At 63.1% G+C, this 18,698-nt stretch carries 16 protein-coding genes; 6 read left to right on the top strand and 10 right to left on the bottom strand.

The window, feature by feature from the left end; all coding sequences use genetic code 11:
* The first annotated feature begins 13 nt into the window (after positions 1 to 13).
* The 3 genes from FIU81_RS09310 to FIU81_RS09300 all read left to right on the top strand — a co-directional run bounded on the left by FIU81_RS09310 (position 14) and on the right by FIU81_RS09300 (position 6,112).
* Entirely contained in the window at positions 14 to 1,771 is a 1,758-nt protein-coding gene (locus tag FIU81_RS09310) for a sensor histidine kinase (protein ID WP_124111806.1), read from the top strand.
* 3 nt (positions 1,772 to 1,774) lie between these two features.
* Positions 1,775 to 3,106 (top strand): sigma-54-dependent transcriptional regulator, encoded by a 1,332-nt coding sequence (locus FIU81_RS09305; RefSeq protein WP_124111807.1) that lies wholly within the window; start codon positions 1,775 to 1,777, stop codon positions 3,104 to 3,106.
* A gap of 360 nt (positions 3,107 to 3,466) precedes the next feature.
* Positions 3,467 to 6,112: an Rne/Rng family ribonuclease gene (locus tag FIU81_RS09300; protein ID WP_124111808.1), complete on the top strand. Its 2,646-nt coding sequence runs from the start codon at positions 3,467 to 3,469 to the stop codon at positions 6,110 to 6,112.
* 49 nt (positions 6,113 to 6,161) lie between these two features.
* Here FIU81_RS09300 and FIU81_RS09295 read toward each other — a convergent pair whose 3' ends face one another.
* Both FIU81_RS09295 and FIU81_RS09290 read right to left on the bottom strand, forming a co-directional pair.
* A complete protein-coding gene (locus FIU81_RS09295) occupies positions 6,162 to 6,596 on the bottom strand; it encodes a hypothetical protein (protein ID WP_124111809.1) in 435 nt (144 codons plus the stop codon).
* Positions 6,597 to 6,599: 3 nt separating this feature from the next.
* A complete protein-coding gene (locus tag FIU81_RS09290; protein ID WP_254695883.1) occupies positions 6,600 to 6,866 on the bottom strand; it encodes a sulfurtransferase TusA family protein in 267 nt (88 codons plus the stop codon).
* 65 nt (positions 6,867 to 6,931) lie between these two features.
* Here FIU81_RS09290 and FIU81_RS09285 point away from each other — a divergent pair, with 65 nt between their 5' ends.
* Genes FIU81_RS09285 through FIU81_RS09275 form a run of 3 tightly spaced genes read left to right on the top strand, consistent with a single transcriptional unit; the run spans position 6,932 to position 10,334 of the window.
* The gene (locus FIU81_RS09285) at positions 6,932 to 7,675 is read left to right on the top strand and encodes a cytochrome c biogenesis CcdA family protein (RefSeq protein ID WP_124111810.1); all 744 of its coding nucleotides are present in this window, start codon (positions 6,932 to 6,934) and stop codon (positions 7,673 to 7,675) included.
* A 41-nt stretch (positions 7,676 to 7,716) separates the two neighbouring features.
* Positions 7,717 to 8,964, top strand: coding sequence for a hypothetical protein (locus tag FIU81_RS09280; RefSeq protein WP_124111811.1), 1,248 nt, complete (start codon positions 7,717 to 7,719; stop codon positions 8,962 to 8,964).
* Complete coding sequence (locus tag FIU81_RS09275; protein WP_124111812.1) at positions 8,961 to 10,334, top strand: cytochrome P450; 1,374 nt, start codon at positions 8,961 to 8,963, stop codon at positions 10,332 to 10,334. The genes FIU81_RS09280 and FIU81_RS09275 overlap by 4 nt, the downstream gene beginning before the upstream one ends.
* Positions 10,335 to 10,376: 42 nt before the next feature.
* Here the strand turns inward: FIU81_RS09275 and FIU81_RS09270 are convergent, their stop codons facing one another.
* From FIU81_RS09270 to FIU81_RS09235, 8 genes are all read right to left on the bottom strand, one after another.
* A complete protein-coding gene (locus FIU81_RS09270; protein ID WP_124111813.1) occupies positions 10,377 to 10,601 on the bottom strand; it encodes a ribbon-helix-helix domain-containing protein in 225 nt (74 codons plus the stop codon).
* Positions 10,598 to 10,771 (bottom strand): DUF4169 family protein, encoded by a 174-nt coding sequence (locus tag FIU81_RS09265; RefSeq protein WP_124111814.1) that lies wholly within the window; start codon positions 10,769 to 10,771, stop codon positions 10,598 to 10,600. The genes FIU81_RS09270 and FIU81_RS09265 overlap by 4 nt, the downstream gene beginning before the upstream one ends.
* Positions 10,768 to 12,159, bottom strand: coding sequence for a class II fumarate hydratase (fumC, locus tag FIU81_RS09260; protein ID WP_124111815.1), 1,392 nt, complete (start codon positions 12,157 to 12,159; stop codon positions 10,768 to 10,770). Before fumC ends, FIU81_RS09265 begins: the two co-directional genes overlap by 4 nt.
* A gap of 81 nt (positions 12,160 to 12,240) precedes the next feature.
* Positions 12,241 to 13,488, bottom strand: a complete 1,248-nt coding sequence (locus FIU81_RS09255; RefSeq protein WP_124111816.1) for a nucleotide disphospho-sugar-binding domain-containing protein — start codon at positions 13,486 to 13,488, stop codon at positions 12,241 to 12,243.
* 151 nt (positions 13,489 to 13,639) lie between these two features.
* A complete protein-coding gene (locus FIU81_RS09250) occupies positions 13,640 to 14,203 on the bottom strand; it encodes a bactofilin family protein (RefSeq protein ID WP_124111817.1) in 564 nt (187 codons plus the stop codon).
* On the bottom strand, positions 14,193 to 15,512 hold the full coding sequence (locus tag FIU81_RS09245) for a DUF5930 domain-containing protein (RefSeq protein ID WP_413816200.1): 1,320 nt from the start codon (positions 15,510 to 15,512) through the stop codon (positions 14,193 to 14,195). Before FIU81_RS09245 ends, FIU81_RS09250 begins: the two co-directional genes overlap by 11 nt.
* Before the next feature lie 175 nt (positions 15,513 to 15,687).
* Positions 15,688 to 16,527, bottom strand: a complete 840-nt coding sequence (locus tag FIU81_RS09240) for a DUF1206 domain-containing protein (protein WP_124111818.1) — start codon at positions 16,525 to 16,527, stop codon at positions 15,688 to 15,690.
* Positions 16,528 to 16,578: 51 nt separating this feature from the next.
* Positions 16,579 to 18,660, bottom strand: a complete 2,082-nt coding sequence (locus FIU81_RS09235) for an ABC transporter ATP-binding protein (protein WP_124111819.1) — start codon at positions 18,658 to 18,660, stop codon at positions 16,579 to 16,581.
* Between the last annotated feature and the right edge of the window lie 38 nt (positions 18,661 to 18,698).

The raw sequence follows: 18,698 nt of genomic DNA, 5'->3' as shown, positions 1-18,698 counted from the left end.
TTAGTCTGTCGGCATGAGCGACGTTTCCGATCTTACCGCCCGGTCCGAGCGCCGACGGCGCTGGTTCCTGCGGGTCGCCGTGCTGGTGCTTGGTGTTGTGGCCGTCGCGACCGTCTGGGTCACCAACGTTTTCCTGACAGAGCGCTATACGGAAAGCACCCGCAACCGGGCAGAGGTGCGGCTGGCGCTGTATTCCGGCAACCTGATGTCGACCCTGCAGCGCGCCAGTGTTGTGCCGTTGTTGCTTAGCCGCGATCCCGCGCTGATCGGTGCGCTGAATTCGGCGGATTACAGCCAAACGACACAGCGGCTGATTTCTTACATCGAAGAGATCGGGGCCGCGTCATTGATGCTGCTGGACGAGGATGGGCGCATCGTCGCCTCGACCGAGCGACAGATGCTGGGGGCGGATCGTCGGTCATCCGCGTACTTCGTGAATGCGCAACGCTCCAGCAATACGGTCTTTACCACGACGCAAACGGAAAGCGGGGCGTTCGCGTTCTCCTACGCGCGCCGGGTCGAGGTCGACGGCTCGATGATCGGCGTAATCGTCGTGGGTGTCGATCTGGGGCAGTTCGAACGCTCTTGGGCCGGGTTCTCGGACGCGGTGATGGTGACGGACAGCGAAGGGCGGATCATCCTTGCGACTGAAAGCCGATGGCGCGGGCTGACAGAGGAAGAGGCGCTGGCCCGCCGCTCTGCCACCGGCGCGATCCAGCGCGCGATCCAAGCCACGGCGGATTGGACGGTGCTGCCAGCAGACGCCTACGTGGGTGGCGAGGCCGTGATGCGGCAGGCCACGCGCATCCCGTTCCAGGGCTGGCGGATGACGTCCTTCACAACCTATTCCAGCGTACGCGAGCGGGTGAATGGTGTGCTGGCGGTAGAGATCATGGGCTTCGCGCTGCTGTTCGCGCTGGGATCCGCATTGGTCAGCCGCAAAGCCCTGTCGCGGCTGACTTTCTTCCAGCGAGAAAGCGCGGAACTGCGCCGTCTGAACGTCGCCCTGCAGCGCGAGGTTGCAGAACGCGAGCGGGCAGAGAAGCATCTGGAAGTCGCCGAGCAGACCGTCGCGCAGACCTCCAAGCTGGCGGTGCTGGGTGAAATGTCGGCAGCCGTGTCTCATGAGTTGAATCAGCCGCTGGCCGCGATGAAAACATACCTTGCCGGCGCGCGCCTGCTTGTGGAGCGCAAGCGCCCCGATGAGGCGCTGTCGTCCTTTCACCGCATCGACGATCTGATCGAACGAATGGGGGCGATCACACGTCAGCTGAAAAGTTATGCCCGCAAGGGCGGTACCGCCTTGGAGCCTTTGGATTTCCGCGATTGCCTGTCTTCTGCGCTGGCACTGATGGAACCGCAATTGAAGCGCCGCGCGGTGCATATCGAGCGCACCGTGCCCACCGCACCCGTGCCCATCGTCGCCGATCGTATCCGTGTCGAGCAAGTCATCGTGAACTTGCTGCGCAACGCCATTGACGCCACATCCAATCTGGACGACCCCCGGATCGAGTTGATCCTTGCCATGGGCGACAGCGCGATGCTGACGGTGCGCGACAACGGCCACGGGATCACCGATTTCGACCAGTTGTTCGAACCGTTCTACACCACCAAGGCGCCGGGCGACGGCACCGGGCTGGGCCTTGCGATCTCTTCGGGGATCGTCGCCGATCTGGGTGGACGTCTGACGGCACGGAACGGACGCGCGGGTGGCGCGCTATTTGAGATGCAACTGCCGCTTCACACAGCGGCGCTACAGGCAGCGGAGTAGACCATGGCACATGCGATGAAGATCGCCATCGTGGACGATGAAAAGGACATGCGGCAGTCGATCGGCCAATGGCTGGCGCTGTCGGGCTACGACACCGAGACCTTTCCGAACGCCGAGGATGCACTGAAGGGTTTGGGCGCGGATTATCCGGGCATCGTCATCTCGGACATCAAGATGCCGGGTATGGACGGGATGCAATTCCTCAAGCGGTTGATGAGTGTAGACAGCGCGCTGCCGGTGATCATGATCACAGGTCACGGCGATGTGCCGATGGCGGTCGAAGCGATGCAGGTCGGCGCGTTCGATTTTCTGGAAAAGCCGTTCAATCCCGAAAAGATGAACGAACTGGCCAAGCGCGCCACCAACGCGCGCCGCATGACGCTGGACAACCGCGCCCTGCGGCGCGAGTTGGGCGACGGCTCTGGGATCATGCGCAAATTGATCGGTGCGTCGCCGGTGATGGAGCGTCTGCGTGAGGATATTCTGGATCTGGGCCAGGCCGACGGCCATGTGCTGATTGAGGGCGAGACGGGCACCGGCAAGACGCTGACGGCCCACGCGCTGCACGCCGTCGGTGCCAAGACAGGCCGCAAGTTCGTTCTTTATTCCTGCGCGGGGCAGGACGAATCCACCTTGGCCAACCGCCTGTTCGGGCCGAGTGAGGCCGAAGTGCCTTTGATCGAGCAGGCGCGCAGTGGCACACTGGTGCTGGAGGATATAGAGGCTTTGCCACCCGCGTTGCAGGCCCGTCTGCTGACGTGGATGAACGATCAGGGCAGCCCTGCCGAGACCCGCGTCATCGCGATTTCCAACCTGTCCGAGCAGGGCAAGACGACCGAGGACGCGCTGCGCCCCGATCTGTATTACCGCCTTGCCGCGATGAAGATCACCCTGCCGCCGCTGCGCGCCCGTGGAGAAGATATCCTGACGCTGTTCACGCGCTTCGCGGAGCAGGCTGCCGAAGACTACGGCGGCGATGCGCCAGAGGTCTCGGCCCAGGAAGCCGCGCAGCTTTTGCAAGCGCCATGGCCCGGCAACATCCGCCAGCTCATCAACGTAGCCGAGCGTGCGGCGATGCAGAACCGGCGCGGCACGGGCACAATTTCCAGCCTGCTGATGGCCACGGAAGACGACAGCGACGCCGGCATGACGACGGAAGGCAAGCCGCTGAAAGAATATGTCGAGGCGTTCGAGCGAATGCTGATCGACAATACGATGCGCCGTCACAAGGGCTCTATCGTGGCTGTCATGGACGAGCTTTGCCTGCCGCGCCGGACCCTGAATGAGAAGATGGCGAAATACGGATTGACCAGATCCGATTATCTCGGCGCGTAGTCGGCGGCGATTCGATGAAATGTCGTTGGCAATTCCGATATTTCTACTCTATGTTGTGAAATATGGGACATAGCGCCCAGAGCTGATTTCGCTGACGGCGACCCGTTTTCGGGGCCGGACAGATAGATCGATGCCGGACCCGCATCTGCGTGGAATGGCCCCCGTACATGGACCGGAACGCGATTCCGGGCCGGAGTTGAAATTGCGATGCGCCGCGCGCCGTTGAAAATCTCGCCGTTCCGACTGCCCCGAGGGGCAGTTCGGTGGCTGGACGCCCCCATCGCACCAAACGATCATGCCGGAAGCGGACCCAATCCACCCGATGGTGGCAGGGGATGACCGGTATGCGGACACGAACCAATGCCCAAGAAAATGCTAATCGACGCGACCCACGCGGAAGAAACCCGCGTGGTCGTGGTGGACGGCAACAAAGTCGAGGAATTCGACTTTGAGTCCGAGAACAAGCGTCAGCTTGCCGGAAACATCTACCTTGCCAAGGTCACACGCGTAGAGCCGTCGCTTCAGGCGGCTTTCATTGACTATGGCGGCAACCGCCACGGCTTCCTTGCGTTCTCGGAAATCCACCCGGATTACTACCAGATCCCGATCGCCGACCGTCAGGCCCTGTTGGAAGAAGAGCAGGCCGACGCCGAGGAAGAGCGTCGTCAGGACGAAGAAGCCGAGAAGCCCCGCCGCCGGACACGTTCGCGCAGCCGCACCAAGGCCGCCGACACGCAGACCGACGATGCCGTGCAAACTGCCGAAGTTGACGGCGACGACGCCGCCGATGCGCAGGCCAACCAGATCGCGAACAGCGTGCCCGGCATGGATGTTGTCGATCTGGGTGACGACGAGGGCGCGACCGCCCCCGGCGACGACCACCATCAGGACGACGACGACGAGCCCAAGCCCTACGTCGCCGCCGATGACGCCTCCGAGCGGGACGAAACCATCGAATCGGTGGCCGACGATGACACGCCCGAGGACGTGCGCCCCAAGCGCAAGCCGCGCGCGAAGAAGTACAAGATTCAGGAAGTCATCAAGGTGCGCCAGATCCTTCTGGTGCAGGTCGTCAAGGAAGAGCGGGGCAACAAGGGCGCTGCGCTGACCACGTATCTGTCGCTTGCCGGCCGTTATTGCGTCCTGATGCCCAACACCGCCCGCGGTGGTGGCATCAGCCGCAAGATCACCAACGTCGCCGACCGTAAGAAGCTGAAAGAGATCGCGCAGTCCATTGAGGTGCCGAAAGGCGCCGGGCTGATCGTACGCACGGCAGGGGCCAAGCGCACCAAGACAGAGATCAAGCGCGACTACGAATACCTGCAGCGCATGTGGGAGCAGATCCGCGAGCTGACGCTGAAATCGGTCGCACCCGCCGCGATCTACGAGGAAGGCAATCTGATCAAGCGCTCGATCCGCGACCTGTACAACCGCGAGATCGACGAGGTCTGGGTCGAAGGCGACAACGGTTACCGGACCGCCAAGGACTTCATGAAGATGATCATGCCGTCCCACGCCAAGAACGTGAAACACTACGTCGATCCGATGCCGCTGTACGCGCGCCATCAGGTCGAATCCTACCTTGGTGCGATGTTCAACCCGGACGTGCGACTGCCCTCGGGCGGCTACATCGTCATCGGCGTGACCGAAGCGCTCGTCGCCATCGACGTGAACTCCGGCCGGTCCACCAAGGAAGGCAGCATCGAGGATACCGCCTACCGCACCAACATGGAGGCCGCTGAAGAGGTGGCTCGCCAGTTGCGTCTGCGTGACCTTGCCGGTCTGATCGTGATCGACTTCATCGACATGGAAGACCGCAAGCACAATGCGAACGTGGAAAAGCACTTCAAGGAAAAGCTGAAGACCGACCGTGCGCGCATTCAGGTGGGCCGCATTTCCGGATTCGGCCTTCTGGAAATGTCCCGCCAGCGTTTGCGTCCCGGAATGATCGAAGCGACCACCCAGCCCTGTGCGCATTGCCATGGCACGGGTCTGCTACGATCCGACGACAACGTGGCGCTCGCCATCCTGCGTCATCTGGAAGAAGAGGGCACGCGCAAGAAATCGCGCGAGGTTTGCGTAACCGCGCCCGTCGCCATTTGCAACTACCTGATGAATCAGAAGCGGGAGCACATCGCGCTGATCGAGGCGCGCTATGGCATGGCCGTGCGGCTGGAAGCCGATCCCTCGCTGATCAGCCCGGACTTCAAGATCGAGAAGCTCAAGCATCAGACCATCCGCGTGGTCGAACAGACAGAGGTCATCACCTCTTCCAAAATCATGGAAGACGAACCGGACGACGATATCCCGGACGAGGTGATCGAGGACGAAGCGCCCGAGGCTCCGGATGCCGTGGCAGAGCCCGTCGCGAAGGCGCCAGAGGCGGACTCGGACAGCGACAGCGAAGATCGGCCAAAGAAGAAGCGGCGTCGGCGTCGTCGTGGTGGTCGTCGCAAGACGGGTGAGAACGGCGAAAACGGTAACGACGGTTCGAATGGCGAAGGTTCTGACGCGAACGACTCCGCGTCTGACGATGACGACGACACGTCTGCCGATCAGTCGACTCCGGATGCGCCCGCTGCCGACGATGCGCCGCAACAGGACAAACCCAAGCGTCGCCGCTCGCGGTCGCGCTCGCGTCGCAAGTCCGACGATCAACCTACAGACGTGGACGCGCCGGTTGCTGCCGCAGTCTCCGAGCAGGTGACGGAAGACGCGGCCATCGCGCCGCCCGTTCCAGAAGAGAACGCGCCGCAAGAAGCCGTAGCCGAGTCGCAGGCCGAAGCACCCGCGCCGCAGCCTGAGCCTGCTGTCGAAGAGCCGGTCGCCGAAAAGCCTGCGTCGAAAGAGCCCGAGGTGGTCGATCAACCCGTGCCGGAATCGGTCGGGGCGCAGATCACCGAAGATGCGCCGGTGGCACCCCCGGCTCCGCAGGAGGACGCGGCGGAGACCGCGAATGACGACGACAAGCCTAAACGTCGGGGATGGTGGTCGCTGCGCCGCTGAAAATGACAGGGCCGCCAGCGTATCCCGCGGCGGCCCTTCTTCTTTGCCGTTACAATCGTCCGCGCTTCAGCGGCACTTCCGGCACTAAAACGATCCGCAGATCTGGTGTGCCGATAGAGGCCGCGCTATGCCGATCCTCGCTGACGTAGGCGGCGTATTCGCCGTGGGGCAGATCCGCCGCGATGGTGGGCGTGTCATCCACCAGCCCGCCCACCTCGATCCGCCCCGACAGGTTCGCGACATCCGCACAGATCACCCGGCGGCCGGCTTCTAACCCCGGAGCGGCATCCAGCAGGTGCAAGCTGACATCAAAGGTGCGCTCGCCCGCGTCCACCACGAACAGCCGCGCCTCTGCGCTTCCGGCGAAACCGCGCGCCAGCTTGGCATCGGTCCAGTTCTCATCGTCGGTCATCACATGCTCTGGCGCGGTCGTCAGCACGATCTGCCGCCATCGCGCGTGTATGCGCCCTTGTCCCAGTAACACGGTCTAAACCTTGCGGATCAGGTATGTCTGAACGGCGCCGTCGTCGGTGGCCGAGACCAACTCGTGCCCAGCCTCGGCACAGAAATGCGGTACGTCCACCACCGCTGCCGGATCGTCGGCCCGCACGCGCAGGACCTGTCCGGTAGTCAGCGCCTGCAATCGTTTACGGGCCTTCAGAACGGGCAGGGGGCACAGCAGTCCAAGCGCATCGAGATCAGCGTCATGTGTGGCGTCTTGTGTCATGGATGCGGTATCGCGCGCCTGTTTCATCAAGTCCACGCCCTTGTGAGCCAATTGCCCGTGACCCCGCGCCGCGCCGCCGTTAAGGGTGGCGCATGTTCGGGTTCGACATCATCGACGCCAGCCTTGCACCGGCCATGCTGATCGCGCTGTTCGCCGGTCTGCTGTCCTTCCTGTCGCCCTGCGTGCTGCCCATCGTGCCGCCTTATCTGGCCTACATGGGCGGCGTGACGCTGAACGATCCGTCATCCAAGTCCCGCCGCGCCATCCTGCCCGCGCTGTTCTTCGTTCTGGGTCTGTCGACGGTGTTCCTGCTGCTGGGCTTTACGGCATCGGCCTTCGGGGCGTTTTTCCTGCAGTATCAAACGCTGTTTGCGCGCGTGTCCGGCGTCGTTGTCATCATCTTCGGCCTGCATTTCCTTGGCGTCTTTCGCATCCCCGTGCTGGACCGAGAGGCACGGCTTGACGCAGGGGACCGGGGCGGATCGGCGCTTGGAGCCTACGTGCTGGGCTTGGCCTTCGCCTTCGGTTGGACTCCCTGCATCGGCCCACAACTGGGCGCGATCCTGTCGCTGGCCGCGTCCGAAGGCGATGTGACACGCGGCACCGCATTGCTAGCGGTCTACGCCGCCGGTTTGGGCATCCCGTTCCTTGTCGCTGCCATGTTCCTGCAACGGGCGACCGGTGTGATGAACAAGCTGAAGCGGCACATGGGCATGATCGAGAAGGTCATGGGCGCGCTTTTGCTGGTCGTCGGGCTGGCCTTGGTGACGGGCGCATTCTCCGCCTTTTCCTATTGGTTGTTAGAGACCTTCCCCGCCCTCGCGCGGCTCGGCTGACGGGGCTTATTTCCGCCCAGATTTCGCGGTATCTTGCCTGAATGGATCAAGCGCGCGCCACGCCGGACCGTAAGGTCAGAACCCGCCGGGTGTTCTACATCCCGGGCTATGATCCCATGCCGCCCCGCCGCTACCGCGAACTCTACCGACGCGAAGGCGCCGCGCAGGCCGCGATCAGCGGCTATTCGGTGGAGCCTGCACCGAAGGCAGGTGGTCGCTTCGGCTGGGGTGTTCGGGCGCGGATCGAAGGGGCGGAGGTCGAAGCGCAGGTCGAGGTGCTCGTCTGGTCCGACATCGTACGCGACTCGATGGACGCGGGAATCGCCGCCACCTACGCACAATTGGCCCGCACGGCCTGGGTCTATATCACCACCGGCGCACTACGGCGGCTGATGTGGCTGCGCAAGGGCCCGGTGATCGCAGCGCTTTACCCTGTGGGTATGCTGCTTCTGCAACTTGCACTGGCTTTGGCGGCTGGTTGGCTGGGTGCGTGGGTGCTTCGCTCGGGTATATCCGCCGTCGGCGTGCCTGGCGCCGTGGGCTGGATCGCGCTGCCATTCGTCGTGGCCTTCGTGTTGCGATGGTTTCGCAAACAGGACGGTCGCTTCTTCGCCTACTATCTGATGCACGACTATGCCTTCTCGGCCCGCTGGCGCGGCGCGAATCCGGATGCGCTGGAAGAGCGGATGACGCAGATGGGCCAGACCATCGCCGCCGCGTTGGCGAGTGACGCGGATGAAGTGTTGATCGTCGGCCATTCCTCTGGCGCGCATCTGGCGGTCTCTATCCTGGCCGATCTGGTGCGTGAGGGCAGGGTGCCGGCGAACGGTCCGGTGCTGTCTTTCCTTTCGCTGGGCCAAGTGGTTCCGATGATGTCCTTCCTGCCAGCGGCGCACCGTCTGCGCGCCGATTTGGCGTTCCTGTCGAAGACCGACGCGCTGACATGGGTGGACGTCACGGCACCCGGCGATGGCTGCGCCTTCGCGCTCTGCGATCCGGTGGCCGTGTCGGGCGTGCGCCCCGAAGGCGCGCATCAGCCGTTGATCCTGTCGGCGGCCTTCACCCAGACGCTTTTGCCACAGACATGGACCAAACTACGCTGGCGCTTCTTCCGCCTGCATTTCCAGTATCTCTGTGCTTTCGACAATCTACCCGACAAAACAGACGCCTACGACTATTTCCGCATCACGGCCGGTCCGAAGACGTTGGCGACGCGTTTCGCAGGGCGCGCCCCGTCCAAGAGCCGGATCGACGTGGCTGCGTCGCGCTACACGTCCACCGCCGCATGATCCCGCCGAAACCGCCCGCGCGGCCTGATCGCGTTTCGCTTTGGCGCTATCTGCGCCTTTTTCGAGCTGACATACTCTCGGCCCAGCCCGCCCGGCTGTATCGCGCATGGATGGCAGAGTTCCGCACGCCGTTCTTTCGGTCGTTCATGGTGAACGACCCAGCGGTGATCCGAACTGTTCTGAACGACCGTCCCTTGGATTTTCCGAAGTCAGAGCGGATCGGGGAAGGGTTGCGCCCGCTGCTGGGCCGCTCGGTGTTCCTGACGAACGGGGCCGAGTGGCAGCGTCAGCGTCGCCTGATCGACCCCGCCTTCGAAGGGGGGCGCTTGCGCGATACGTTCCCCGCAATGCTGGATGCGGCGCGTGCGATGGCGGCGCGTCTGCAGCCCGGTCGCGTGGAGATCGAAGGAGAGGCCAGCCACGCCGCCGCCGATGTGATCTTCCGCACGCTGTTCACGATCCCCATCGACCACGCCATCGCGAGAGAGGTGTTCGAGGAGTTCCGCACCTACCAGCGCACCCAGCCGATCCTGAACCTTGCAGCGTTCATCCCATTGCCGCGCTGGGTTCCGCGGTTTCACCGTCCTGCGACGAAGGCTGCTGCGAAACGTATCCGCGCGCTGATCGAAGGGCTCGTTCGGGATCGTCAGATATTGATCGCGGCGGGCACGGCACCGGACGATCTGTCGACCAAGATCCTGATGGCGACAGACCCTGAAACCGGGGACAGTTTCGATGCCGATGAGATGGTCGATCAGGTCGCGATCTTCTTCCTTGCGGGGCACGAAACCTCTGCTTCCGCTCTAGGATGGGCGCTGTATTTGCTGGCGACACATGAGGACGTGCAGAAGGAGGTGGCGACAGAGGCGCAAGCGTTCATGGCCGATCCTTCGTTTTCATCCCTGTCCAAATTGCGCCTGACGCGCGATGTCTTCCGCGAGGCTCTGCGTCTGTACCCGCCCGTGCCCATGATGGTGCGCGAGGCTGTGCAGGAAGAGCCTTTGCGCGACCGCACGGCGCGACGCGGCGATCAGATCGTTCTAAGCCCGTGGCATCTGCATCGGCAGACGCGGATGTGGGACGGCCCGGACGGTTTCGATCCGGGCAGGTGGCAGACAGATGCGGGGCGTGAAAGCGCGCGGAAGGCCTATATGCCGTTCTCTGCGGGTCCACGTGTTTGCACTGGTGCTGGATTCGCCATGGCAGAGGGTGTGCTTCTTCTTGCCGCCGTTCTGGCGGAGTGGCGGGTGTCACCGACCGACACAGTCCCAGTTCCCGAGGCGCATCTGACCGTCCGCGCGAAGGATGGGATCTGGCTGAATTTGGATCGGCGGCGACGGAACGAGGGATCAACAATCTCGGACGAATAGTCGGGCGCGTTGCGTTGCGTCCGCATGTCCATTGCCGACTGTTTAATCCTTCGTCCCCAATGCGCGTTCCAGCACGAAAAGCCGGATCGCCGAGGCAAGGCCGATGTCGCTGTCTCTGGCCTCGTCGATCTCTGCCGCCAGTGCATTCAACGGACGGCCGTCCTGCTCTGAAATACGCCTGAACTCGCGCCAGAACGCGTCTTCCAAGGAGACGCTGGTGCGGTGGCCGCGCAACGTCAGCGACCGTTTCACCGGCCGGCCGCTCATTCCTTGGCGTGCCCGTCCAGGTCGCGGGCGCCTTTGATACGGACTGCGGACTCCTGCGCCTTTTCCGTCTTGGTGCGCCCGAACCGGACCGCATTCGCGTCCGCCTGTGCTTTGGCCGCCTTCCGTGCCCGCTCTTTGCGCGCCCGATTCAGGTTGACCGGCGTCGTCACTTCGGCCCGATCATGTCTTCGGGACGGACCACGCGGTCGAACTCTTCCTCGGTCACGAAGCCAAGCGCCACAGCCTCGACCCGCAGAGTGGTGCCGTTTTTATGCGCGGTCTTGGCCACCTTCGTGGCGTTGTCGTAACCGATGGTGGGGGCCAGTGCCGTGACCAGCATGAGCGACTCGCGCATCAAGGTGCCGATGCGTTCTTCATTGGCTTTCGTGTCCTTCAGCATGCGCGTGGTGAAGCTGTCGGCGGCGTGACCCAGAAGGGTCATGGATTGCAGCAGGTTATAGGCCATCATCGGGTTGTAGACGTTCAACTCGAACTGACCTTGCGAACCTGCGAACCCGATAGCGGCGTCATTGCCCAAGATATGCGCACAGACCTGCGTCATCGCTTCGGCCTGCGTCGGGTTGACCTTGCCGGGCATGATGGACGAGCCGGGCTCGTTCTCCGGCAAAATCAGCTCTCCCAGACCAGAGCGCGGGCCGGAACCCAGCAGGCGCATGTCGTTGGCGATCTTGTAGCAGGCCATTGCTGCGGACTTGATCGCGCCAGACATGAAAACCATGGCGTCGTGAGCGGCGAGTGCCTCGAACTTGTTGGGCGCGGTGACGAAGGGCAGGCCGGTGATCTCGGCCATGCGTTCGGCCACATCCTCTGCCCAGCCTCTCGAGGTGTTCAGGCCAGTGCCCACCGCCGTGCCACCCTGCGCCAGCTCATACAGACCGGGCAACGCCATCTCGATCCGGGCGATCCCGTTGCGGACCTGTTGAGCATAGCCAGAGAATTCCTGGCCCAACGTCATGGGCGTCGCGTCCTGCGTGTGGGTTCGGCCGATCTTGATGATGTCGGCGAACTCTGTCGCTTTCTTTTCCAGCGCCTCGGCCAGCATCGTCAGGCCCGGCAGCAGAACCTCATGCGTGGTCGTCGCAGCGGCGATATGCATGGCGGTGGGGAAGGTGTCGTTCGACGATTGCCCCATGTTGCAATGATCGTTCGGATGCACCGGGTCCTTCGATCCGATGGTGCCGCCCAAGATCTCGATCGCGCGGTTGGCGATGACCTCGTTGGCATTCATGTTCGACTGGGTGCCCGATCCCGTCTGCCAGACGACAAGGGGGAAGTTATCGTCGAATTTGCCTTCGGTCACTTCCGTGGCGGCCTGGATGATGGCGTCGGCCAGTCGCGCGTCCAGCTTGCCGGTCTCTTTGTTCGACTGTGCGCAGGCCTTCTTGATGACGCCAAGCGCACGGACGATGGCGATGGGCTGACGCTCCCATCCGATGGGGAAGTTCATGATCGAGCGCTGTGTCTGCGCGCCCCAATACTTGTCGGAGGGCACCTCCAGAGGGCCGAAGCTGTCGGATTCGGTGCGGGTGTCGGTCATCTGGTATCCCTTCGAAGTTGGCGAACAGGTGATCGCACGAGGGGTCTGCGCTGGCAACGGTGATGGCGCAAACTATACGCGTTAAAGGGCGGCGAGAAACGCATCAGCTGCGCGGTCTGCAGCATCGGGGATCATGCGCTCGGCCAAGGAACGTGCCGCTTCGCGGGTGTCCGGCGATAGCGCGAAGGCCAGCGCGTCGTCAGCCTTGGCGACAGAGCGGATGCGGCGACCGACACCGATACGTTCGATTCGCGCCGCATTGTCCGGCTGATCCGCGCCAAGGGGCAGGATCAGTTGCGACACGCCCGCGATGCAGGCAGCCCCGGTTGTGCCGACGCCTCCGTGGTGCAGAACAGCGGCTGCACGGGTGAATAGTGCGTCGTGGGGAGCGGCATGGATGCGATGGATATCGGGCCCTTCTGGGGCATCCGCATCACCTGATAGAAGGACGGCGCGCAGTCCATTCCGGCGGGCGAGGGCGGCTGCTTCGTGCCAGAAACGCTCTCCCGCTAAGCGATGCGACACTGATCCCAGCGTGACGACAAGCGGGGGTGGGCCTGCATTCAGAAATCTCTCCAGGTCGGCGGATAACTCGGATGGAGCAGGGCGCGGGAAACCGGTCAGCAAAAGACCATCTGATCGGTCACTTGGAACCGCAGAGAACGCCGCATCCCAGAGGCCAATACGGCGTCTGGGCGGAATGGCATTGCCGAACAGCGGCACGGCACGCGTCGGCGGCAAGCCTAGATCGGCCCGAACGCGGGATTGTGCGCGACCGTGTCGGCGTCGGAACTCTGTATCGATGACGCGCAACCACGCATTGTTCCAAACATGGGTCAGGGTATTATTGGGCGCGGGGTGCATCGGTGGCACGAACCCCGACACACGCGGAGGATCGAGCGCCGAGCGCAGCAGCATCGGCTGCAGGACAAGCTCGATATAGGGTCGCCGGACCATTTCCGCCGCCAGCGGTGCCGCGAGCGCCAGAAGCGTGCCACCAACCGCGCGCGACCGGCGGGCCTCTGGGATCAAGCCGCGCACAAGGTCTGCCAACTGCGGATAAACGGCGCGGCGCAGGATGGGTGATGGATTTCGAAATACCTGCTGCGCGACGGCATCCTTATCCATACCCAAAAAGGCCAGCGTTTCTGCCTCCGTCGGTCCGTATGGGAAAGCGTCCAAGCCCTGGGCCTTGGCGCGCTGAGTATCTTCGGGCGACAGGGCCAGACGCACCGGTTGGCCTTTCGCCTGCAACGCATGGGCAAGAGACAGGACGGGAAAGAGGTCGCCAAGGGAGCCGACGGTGGACAGAAGAACGGGAGCGGTCATCCTTCAAGAGTAGTCGGAATCGGTGGAAGGGAAGGGGCACCGGACCGCCCTGGCGTCGCACCTGCTTCACTGATGCACGTCTTGGGACGCCATGAAAAAGGGCGTCGCGGGTTGTCCCGGACGCCCTTCGCGTTCCTGATGCTCAGGAGAATTAGCTGGTCGACCCGCTGTCGCTGTCCGACGAAGAGGATGCCGATGACATGGTGGACGAGGGTGCGGAGGAAGCAGAGGACGTCGACGCAGAGCCGCGCGAACCGCCGGAGGTGTTCAGGGGATCATCGCGGCGGGCAACCGATCCCTCGAAATGCGCACCGGACTCGATGGCGATGGTCTTGTGGATGATGTCGCCCTCGACACGCGCGGTGGCGGTCAAACGTACTTTCAAGCCACGAACCCGTCCCACGACGCGGCCGTTCACGACAACATCGTCGGCCATGACTTCACCTTTGATGACGGCGCTTTCGCCGACGGTCAGCAGGTGGGCGCGGATATCGCCTTCGACGTTGCCTTCGATCTGGATATCGCCGGTGGTCTTCAGGTTGCCCTTTACCGTCAGGTCGGCGGACAGGATGGACGCGGGGGGCTTCGCCTTCGGGGATGAACCGGGGACGCTGCTGGATTGGGGTTTGTTCATGGAACTCTCGCTCGGATGTCTTGGAGTGGCCTCGCCGCCCTGTTTGGGGCCGGGCTCGTTGATCTTGGATTTAGAAAACATTGCGCGCTGCCTTGATGTAGGTCATGGGGTTCACGGCCTTGCCGCCGACGCGGACCTCATAGTGCAGGTGTGTTCCGGTCGATCGTCCGGTGTTCCCCATATCACCGATCCGATCCCCGCGCGAGACCCTTTGACCAACCTTGACCCGGATTCGGCTAAGATGCGCGTAGCGGGTTTCGATACCGAACTCGTGCCGGATCTTCACAAGGTTGCCGTAACCGCCAGCACGTCCGGCATGGATCACGACCCCATCGGCTGTGGAGACGATCGGCGTGCCATGGGAGCCGGCGAAATCGGTGCCAGAGTGCATGCGGCCCCAGCGCGGTCCGAAACCGGACGTGAAGCGGAAGTTGCCCGCGACCGGTAGAGCGAACGGCGCTTTCGTTGCCGCAATCCGGTACAGGTTCATGCGGTCGAGCCGTTCGAGGATGTCGTTGGCCCGCGCGCTGTCTTCGTCGGGTGCTTCGCCCTTGGTCGAGAAGCTGATGGGCGACAATGGGCCACCTTGGCCAGAGTAGCCACGGCGCACGGCGTTCAGCAGTGTGTCGGTGTTCAGACCGGCATTGCGAAACATCTGGTCCAGCGGCTTGACCGAAATCGTCAGGGCGTCTTCAAGCTGGCTGAAGATCTTTTCGTTCCGATCATCGCGCAGCTGTGCTTCCAACAGCACTTCCTCGGCGAAAGCCTGTGTTTCAGCGGCTTCCGCCAGAACCGTGTCGCGGTGATCGGCGGTATCATCCAGTGCGCGCGCCAGAACGCCGATGGTGCTTTCGAACTCTGCCAGGCGGGCCACATCACCCAGTGCTTCGGCATCGCCACCGATCTGTGCGGCAAGCTGTTCGCGCGCGGCACGGGCCGACTCACGCTCCAGGATTGCCTTGCGCAGATTGGCGTGAGCCACGCCCATTCCGCGCTCCAGCTCTTCGCGGCGGGTCTCTGATTCCAGCAACTCGGATTGCATGTCGCTGACCTGCTGCAATGCGGCCTGAAACCGGTCCTGCGCGGCGCGGGCTTCGGTCAGCGCGGTGTCGCGCTCGGTGGACAGTGCATTTAACCGATTCTCGTAAACCGATTGCTCGCGCGCGGCATTGTCGCGAAGATCATCGGCTCCGATCGAATCCATCAAAACGACGGCAGAGGCGAGGATCGTCCAGCCGACCAAAAGGGCAGAGCCGGACACCGCAATCGCCTGCGTTGCCGGAGACAATCGAACAAATCGGGTTTCGGTATCTGAACGCAGGAATAGTCGACGCTCTGGGAAGGCGCGCGCCAGAGCGGCACCCAACGAATTTCTTCGACCTATAAGCACTTACGTCCCCTCTTGTCGCCGTTATCGTCGGCAGCAGCCGGTTCCCACCTCGGCTTTCGACGTGCCTAACGGGCGACAGACAAGATCGCAACGATTTTGGGCACTTGCCCTGAGCGATGTTCCAAGACTCGCCGACCGTCGGCGGGATTTCGCCGATTCGGGGTAGCTGATAGCGCTAGCTGGAAAAGCGCGCCGCCAGTGTCTGGATATCGGGGTCGGACGCGCGCGGCACGATCCGGTAAACGGCATTCACCGCGCAGAAAAGCGCGAAACACAGCAGGCCAAGGGTCAGCACGCCGATCAGGATCTGGCCGTAGGGCTGACCTGACAGCCATCCGAACACGCCGCCAAGACCGCCCGCCTCGCTGGGATTGTAGGTCCAGGCGGCATAAGCGATGAGCACACCGATCATTCCGACGACGAAACCTTGGCTCGCGACCCCGGCGCGTAGCAGGCCATCCCAGTTGCGGGTGACTTCGTTGCCCCGCAGGTGCTTGCGGTAGGCGCGCTCGTAAGCCTTCTTGCCGTAGTAAAGGCCCGCACCGATAGTCACGATGCCCGCCGCGCCTAGGATGAAGCGACCACCGGGCAGACCCATGACCATGCCTGCCGCTTTGGCGATTCCGCTTTCGCCGCCGCCCGACGACGCGGTGAAGACCAACAACAATGCACCGAAGCCAAGGATCAGGTGGATCACGCCGGTGACGATCATGCCCAGACGTGCGATGATGCCTTCGCCGTCGCTGCCATAGCATTCCAGGTCCCAGATCGCATCGATCAACCGCCATACGGCATAGGCCAACATGCCCAGAAAGATCAGGACCAGCACGACCTTGCCCAGTGGAGCGCTTTCAAGCTGGGCGAAGGCGCTGGATGTCCCTTGCCCATTGCCACCGCGCAGAACGGACCAAAGGGAGATACCCGCGACCACCAGATAGACCAGCGCTCGCCCGGCGTATCCGGTGCGCATGACTGGGATCGCCCAGTCCAGTTTGTCATTTTTTCCGTCGGTCATGTCATATCCCCCTGTCGGAAGACAAAGGGCCGCAGGCCGCAGATGTTCCGTCTATTCTGCCGCCAGCGTGATGACAGGCTCCATGCCTTCCAGATCTTCGCGGCTCAGATGGCACTTGATCTGGTGCGCGCCACCTTCGCCGAACCGTACCATGGGCGGCACCTCGGTCTCGCACAGGTTGCCCGGCACTTGGCTTTTCCAGCGGCAGCGCGTCTGGAACGGGCAACCGGGGGGTGGGTCCATGGCCGATGGCACGTCGCCTTCAAGCACGATGTGCTTCTTCTTCACCCGCGTGTCGGCGATGGGCACCGCAGACAGCAATGCCTCTGTATAAGGATGATAGGGGGGCGAGAACACGTCGGCAGTATCGCCGATCTCGACCACGTGGCCCAGATACATGACCAGAACGCGGTCGCTCAGGTAACGCACGATGGACAGGTCGTGGCTGATGAACAGCAGGGTCGTCTTCTGGGTGCGCTGTATTTCCATCAGCAGATCGGCCACCGCCGCTTGCACCGACACATCCAGCGCCGAGACAGGCTCGTCCGCTACGACGACCCGCGCGCCACCCGCGAAGGCGCGCGCAATGCCCACGCGCTGCTTCTGCCCACCCGAAAGCTGGCGCGGCATCCGACCCGCGAACTCACGCGGCAGCTTCACCAGATCGAGGAGGTCCAGCATCTTCTCGCGCCGCTCTTCGACCGAGTTACCGATCTTGAAGACCTCCAGCGCGCGAATGATCTGGCGGCCCACGGTCATCGAGGGATTCAGCGTGTCGAAGGGGTTTTGGAACACCATCTGCACGTCGGCCACCGTCTGCGTGTCGCGTTCCTGTATGGGCGTCTCGCCGATGGCCCGGTTGTCCAACGTGATCGAACCGGCGGTCGTCGTCTCCAACCCCAGCAGGACTTTGGCGAAGGTGGACTTGCCACAGCCCGATTCGCCCACGATGGCCAGAGTCTCGGCTTCGCGCGCGTCGAAGGACAGGTCTTCGTTGGCCTTCACCACCCGTTGCTCACCGCCCTTGAAGAGCGCCGAGGCGCTGACCTCGTAATATTTCTTCACGTCTTCCATACGCAGGATGACATCGCCGGGCTCGGTCGCTGTGGTCTCGATGGCACCCAACTCCTGCCGCGACCAGTCGATTTCATCCGCGCGCAGGCAGCGGGTCTCATGCCGTGCTGTGCCCTCTACATCGAACATCGGGATCGCCTTGGCGTCGCAGCGCCCGGATACGAAGTAGTCGCAGCGCGGCCCGAAATTACAGCCCTTGGGCCGCTCGTGGGGCAGGGGGAAGTTGCCGGGGATGGCGACCAACGGCTTGGCATTCTTGTCCGCGCCGGGCAGCGGGATCGAGCGGAACAGCGCCTGCGTATAGGGATGGCGCATCTTGTCGAAGACATCCGCGATGTTGCCGGTCTCGACCGCTTCGCCCGAATACATCACGCACAGCCGGTCGCAGGTTTCCAGAACCAGACCAAGGTTGTGAGAAATGAACAGCATCGAGGTGCCGTATTTCTCGCCAAGCCCCTTCACCAGATCGACAACGGCGGCTTCAACCGTCACATCAAGCGCAGTCGTTGGTTCATCCAGGATCAACAGCGACGGCTTCGACATCAGCGCCATCGCGATGACGATGCGCTGTTGCTGCCCGCCCGACAGCTGGTGTGGATAGGCGCTCATCACACGCTCGGGATCGGGCAGTTTCACGTCCGTCAGCACTTCCAGCGCACGGGCGCGGGCTTCGGATTTCGACACGCCTTCGTGGATGATGGGTACTTCCATCAGCTGCGCGCCCACCCGCATCGCGGGGTTCAGCGAAGCCATCGGCTCTTGGTAGATCATCGCGATATCACGCCCGCGAATGTCGCGCAGCTCGCTATCCGACATCGACGCCATGTCGCGCCCCTTGTAGCGCACGGTGCCGCCCACGATCCGCCCGTTCACGCCCAGATCGCGCATGACGCCCAGCGCCACGGTGGACTTGCCGCAGCCGGATTCTCCGACCAGCCCCATCGCCTCTCCGGGCCGGACGGTGCAGGAAAAGTCCATCACCGCCGGGATCTCGCGCAGGCGGGTGAAGAAGCTGATCGAAAGGTTTTCGATCTCGAGGATCGGGGTGTCGTCGCTCATGTCTTCACTGTTCCACAAATACCTCGGGGGACCGGGGG

The sequence above is a fragment of the Palleronia sp. THAF1 genome (assembly GCF_009363795.1).
Lineage (GTDB): Bacteria > Pseudomonadota > Alphaproteobacteria > Rhodobacterales > Rhodobacteraceae > Palleronia.
This window is presented reverse-complemented; position numbering and strand designations above follow the sequence as displayed.